Below are 4,667 nucleotides of genomic sequence, written 5' to 3'. Positions count from 1 at the left end.
CCTGGGTCGGCACCTGGTCGACCTCCCCCGCCGCCGCCGAGCCACGCACCGAGTCGGGCTTCCCCGGCCGCTCCATACGGAACGTCGTGCACACCAGCGTCGGCGGCACCGGCGCCCGCATCACCCTCTCCAACCTCTACGGGCGCACGCCGCTCTCCATCACCCACGCCTCCATAGCCCTGGCGGCCGCACCCAGCAACCCGACCGCGGCCGCCGGCACCCTGCGCCGCCTCTCCTTCGGCGGCAACCACTCGGTGATCATCGAGCCGGGCTCCCAGGCCGTCAGCGACCCGGTACGGCTGCGCGTCCCGCACGACGCCGACCTGCTCGTCACGACGTTCTCGCCGACCCCGTCGGGCCCCGTCACGTACCACCCGCACGCCCGCCAGATCTCGTACGTGGCCGACGGCGACCGCGTCTCCGACCTGCGCGGCGACGCGTACACCGAGCAGAGCCCGTACTGGCGCTATGTCGCCGCCGTCGACGTGCTGAGCCGTGAGGCCGAGGGCGCGGTCGTCGTACTCGGCGACTCGCTGACCGACGGGGTGAGCGCCACGATGGGCGCCAACTCCCGCTGGACGGACGTCCTTTCGGACCGGCTCAGGGACGAGCAGGGCGCGCCCCGCTTCAGCGTCCTCAACCAGGGCATCAGCGGCAACCGCATACTCTCCGACGGCCTCGGCCGCCCCGCGGACAACCCGAGCGGCCTGTCCCGCTTCGAGCGCGACGCGCTGTCCCGTACGGGCGTCAAGGCCGTCGTCATCGCCCTCGGCGTCAACGACATCCTGCGCAACCCGCGGCAGACCTCGTCCGACAAGGTCCTCGACGGGCTGCGCGAGATGACCCGACAGGCGCACGCACGCGGCCTGCGGGTGATCGGCGCGACCCTGATGCCGTTCGGTGGACACCGGGGCTACACACCGCAGTTGGACCAGGTCCGCCGCGAGGTCAACGACGAGATACGGGCCGGCAAGGTCTTCGACGCGGTCGTCGACTTCGACCGCGCGCTGCGGGACCCGTACGCCCCGGGGAAGCTGCGGGCGCCGTACGACTCGGGTGACCATCTGCACCCGAGCGACGAGGGGTTCAAGAAGATGGCGTTCAGCTTTAATCTGGCGCAGTTGAAGGGGGCTGCCCCGGCGGAGCTGTAGCTTGCGGGGTTGCCTTGGCGCGGTCGACCTGGGCACCGCCGAATCGCCCTGCGGCCTCGTCCTCAATCGCCGGACGGGCTCAATTTTTCCCCAGCAGGCTGGAGTTCGGCCTCCGCCCAACCAGGCAAGCCCAGCCCGCTACTCCAGCCTCTTGCGCCGCCGCTCCTCCTTCAGCCTCAGCTTCTCCGCCTTCGTAGCCTTGCGCCGCACCCCCACCCCGCCCCAGAACGCGAAGCCCGTGATGATGACTCGGGGGGCGCCGGGGTCGGCGGGTTCGCCGGTGAGGCGGTCGTCGAAGCCGCCCATGACGCCGATGCCGCGGACCACGACCTCCACGCCGGGCGGCACGATCACTTCGATGCCCGCCATGAGGACCACGCAGTTGATCACGACCTCGGGCGCCTCGAAGTCCGCCTCGCGCAGGTCGATCTCGCCGCCGCCCCAGAAGGCGAAGCCGTTGAAGCGGCGCGGGACGGTCCAGCGGCCCTTGCGGCTGAAGCCCGACATGATCGCGACGCCGGTGGACGAGGTGCCCGTACCACCGATGCGGTCGGCCCACGCGCCCGTGCCGGGGACAGTCGGCACCGCCTGGTTCGCGGCGGCCATGTCCGGCAGATCGCGGGTCAGGGGCTCCAACTCACCGTACGTACGCGCCTTGTACGTCGCGTCCAGGCGGTCCTGGAACTCCTCCATGTCGAGCCGGCCCTCGGCCACTGCTTCCCGCAGCCGCTCCGTGACCCGCTCCCGGTCCGCGTCCGAAGCCCGTAGCTCCGGCGACTCGTCGGTCATACAAATCAGCCTAGCGTGGCCCGGTCCGCGTACATCTGGGCAATCACCGCTTCGATGTCCGGTTCCCGTACGGAGAGATCGACCAGCGGGTACGCGGACGCCAGTTCCGTGACGAGCGGGGCCGCGGACGCCGACGCGGGGAAGGCCAGCCACTGGCGGGGGCCCTCGATCCGGACCACGCGCGCCCCGGCCACCGTGACCTCGGGCAGCTCCCGCTCGAAGTCCACGACCAGGGTGCGTTCGCTCTCGCCGATCTCGTGCAGCCCGGCCAGCGCCCCGTCGTACATGAGACGGCCGTGGTCGATGACCATGACGCGCTTGCAGAGCTGCTCGATGTCCTGCAGATCGTGTGTGGTCAGCAGCACCGTGGTGCCCGCCTCGGCGTTCAGGTCACGCAGGAACTCGCGCACCTTCGCCTTCGAGATGACGTCCAGGCCGATCGTCGGCTCGTCGAGGTACAGCACGTCCGGGTCGTGAAGCAGCGCCGCCGCGATGTCGCCGCGCATCCGCTGCCCGAGGGACAGTTGACGGACCGGCACGTCCAACAGGGCGCCCAGATCGAGGAGTTCGACACAGCGGTCGAGGTTCTCCCGGAACCGCGCGTCGGGGATCCGGTACATGCGGTGCATAAGCCGGTACGAGTCGATCAGCGGCAGGTCCCACCAGAGCGTGGTGCGCTGCCCGAAGACGACGCCGATACGCCGCGCCAAGCGGGTGCGCTCACGGGCCGGTTCGATGCCCGCGACCCGCAGCCGGCCGCCGCTGGGCGTGAGGATGCCGGTCAGCATCTTGATCGTGGTCGACTTGCCCGCACCGTTCGGCCCGATGTAGCCGACCATCTCCCCGCGCGGCACCGTGAACGAGATGCCGTCGACGGCCCGCACCTCCTGCCGCTCCCGGCGCATGAACCCGGTCTTGCGGCGCACGTCGAAGACCTTCTCGACGCCGTCGAGCACGATGAACTCCTCGCCGGAGCCTGCCACTTCCACCATCTCCTGACGTCAGCTCCCGGTACTGCGGTACGAACGAAGCCCCGCCCGCCACGCCAGACCCGCGAGACCACAGCAGGCGACGGCCACGAACGGCGGCAGGAAAGCGAACCAGGACGGCAGCCCCAGCGGGTTCTCCCGGTCGAGGATGTACAGCGCGGGCAGCCAGTTCACGAACGCCAGCGGCAGCACGAACGTCACCCCGCGCACCAGCTCCTTCGCGAACACCGTCGGCGGGTACTGAAGCAACGTATTGCCGCCGTACGTAAAGGCGTTCTGCACCTCCGACGCGTCCTGCGCCACGAACTGGAACGCGCCCCCGGTCACGAACACCGCCCCGAAGATGGCCGCACCGCACACCAGCATCAGCGGCACGAGCAGCACCTTCACCGGGTCCCACGCGATGTCCACGACCACCAGGCCGTACCCGAGGACGAGCAGGCCCTGCGTGATCCGGCCGAGCCGGCGCAGCGCGAACCGGTCGGCGGCGACCTGCACCAACACCGGCGCGGGCCGCACCAGAAGCGTGTCGAGGGTGCCGTCGCGGACCCTCGCACCCAGCCGGTCCATCGAGCCGAGCAACAGGTCGGCCAGACCGAACGCGGTGCCCGTCGTCCCGTACAGGAAGGCGATCTCGCCGAGCGTGAACCCGCCGAGCACGTCGACGTGCGAGAACATCAGCAGAATCGCCACGAAGTCGAAAGCCGTCACCGCGAAATTACCGAACACGGTCAACGCGAACGACGCCCGGTACGCCATCGTGGACCGCACCCAGGCCCCCGCGATCAGCAGATACGCCCGCACCCCGCGCCCCGCCCGCACCGCCACCGACTCAGCCACCGACTCAGCCACCCTGGACCACCACCCGACGCGTAGCGAGCCGCTGCAACAGCCGCCCGGCGCCAAGGAGCGCCACCGCCCAGGCCGCCTGGAACGCGTACGCCCCCACCAGGCCGAGCCCCACGTGTTTGCCGAGCAGCACATCGGCGGGCACCTGCAGCAGCGCCGACCAGGGCAGCGCACGCGCCACCTCGCCGAGCACACCGGGGAAGACGGTGAGCGGCAGCAGCATGCCGGAGAAGAACATCGCGGCGAGCGAGGCGAGTTGGGCCGCGCCCACCCCGTCGAGCAGCCAGAACGCGGAGAGACCGACCAGGTAGCGCAGCGCGAAACTCACCACGATCGAGAACACCACCGCGACCGCGAACGCCAGCCACGTACCGACCGCCGTGGGCAGCGCGAGGTCGAAGACCAGCGCACCGAACACCATCGGCAGCACCCCACGGCCAAGGAGATGGAACACGGCCCGCCCGAAGTCGCCCGCCAGCCACCACAGTTGGAGATCGGCGGGACGGTACAGGTCGATGGCGATGTCACCGGTACGGATCCGCTCGATCAACTCACTCTCGAACCCGCCACCGAGCAGCGCGCACGCCGCGAGCAGTCCCTGCCCGAGCCACACATACGTGACGGCCTGCGAGGGGTCGTACCCGCCGAGCTCGGGCCGCTCGTCCCACAGCGCCAGATACGTGTACGCCACGACCAGACCGAAGACCGTGTTGGTGAACACCCCCGCCGCGGTGGCGGTCCGGTACGTCGCGTAGCGCCGGAAACCCCCGGCCGCGACAGCCACGTACAACCGCACGGTCCCCCCTCAGTTCCGCTCCCGAGCCAAAGCGCACGACCCTAGCCGCCCCCTCAACCACCCCGCCACGGGTTTTCACCCTCGTGGCCGAAC

The 4,667-nt window shown here is 70.3% G+C and carries 5 protein-coding genes; 1 reads left to right on the top strand and 4 read right to left on the bottom strand.

The annotated features are described in order from the left end of the window. Positions 1-1,151, top strand: a 1,151-nt coding sequence (locus tag GUY60_RS34805; RefSeq protein ID WP_161705245.1) for an SGNH/GDSL hydrolase family protein, incomplete at its 5' end; no start/stop codon positions are given. Positions 1,152-1,289: 138 nt separating this feature from the next. Here GUY60_RS34805 and GUY60_RS34800 read toward each other — a convergent pair. Genes GUY60_RS34800 through GUY60_RS34785 form a run of 4 tightly spaced genes read right to left on the bottom strand, consistent with a single transcriptional unit; the run spans position 1,290 to position 4,574 of the window. Next, entirely contained in the window at positions 1,290-1,940 is a 651-nt protein-coding gene (locus GUY60_RS34800; protein ID WP_161705243.1) for a DUF1707 SHOCT-like domain-containing protein, read from the bottom strand. A 5-nt stretch (positions 1,941-1,945) separates the two neighbouring features. Next, a complete protein-coding gene (locus GUY60_RS34795; protein WP_161705241.1) occupies positions 1,946-2,932 on the bottom strand; it encodes an ABC transporter ATP-binding protein in 987 nt (328 codons plus the stop codon). 9 nt (positions 2,933-2,941) lie between these two features. Then, positions 2,942-3,769 carry an ABC transporter permease gene (locus GUY60_RS34790; protein WP_312866536.1) on the bottom strand — a complete coding sequence of 276 codons (828 nt, stop codon included), beginning with the start codon at positions 3,767-3,769 and terminating at the stop codon, positions 2,942-2,944. 4 nt (positions 3,770-3,773) lie between these two features. Next, positions 3,774-4,574 carry an ABC transporter permease gene (locus GUY60_RS34785; RefSeq protein WP_161705237.1) on the bottom strand — a complete coding sequence of 267 codons (801 nt, stop codon included), beginning with the start codon at positions 4,572-4,574 and terminating at the stop codon, positions 3,774-3,776. Positions 4,575-4,667: the final 93 nt, after the last annotated feature.

This window comes from Streptomyces boluensis (genome assembly GCF_009908195.1).
Classification (GTDB): domain Bacteria; phylum Actinomycetota; class Actinomycetes; order Streptomycetales; family Streptomycetaceae; genus Streptomyces; species Streptomyces boluensis.
Note: the sequence above shows the minus strand (reverse complement) of the source record. Positions and strands in the feature narration are given on the sequence as shown.

Coding starts and splice junctions, on each gene's coding strand:
- GUY60_RS34800 (WP_161705243.1), bottom strand. CDS start 1,940: ATGACCGACGAGTCGCCGGAGCTACGGGCTTCGGACGCGGACCGGGAG.
- GUY60_RS34795 (WP_161705241.1), bottom strand. CDS start 2,932: ATGGTGGAAGTGGCAGGCTCCGGCGAGGAGTTCATCGTGCTCGACGGC.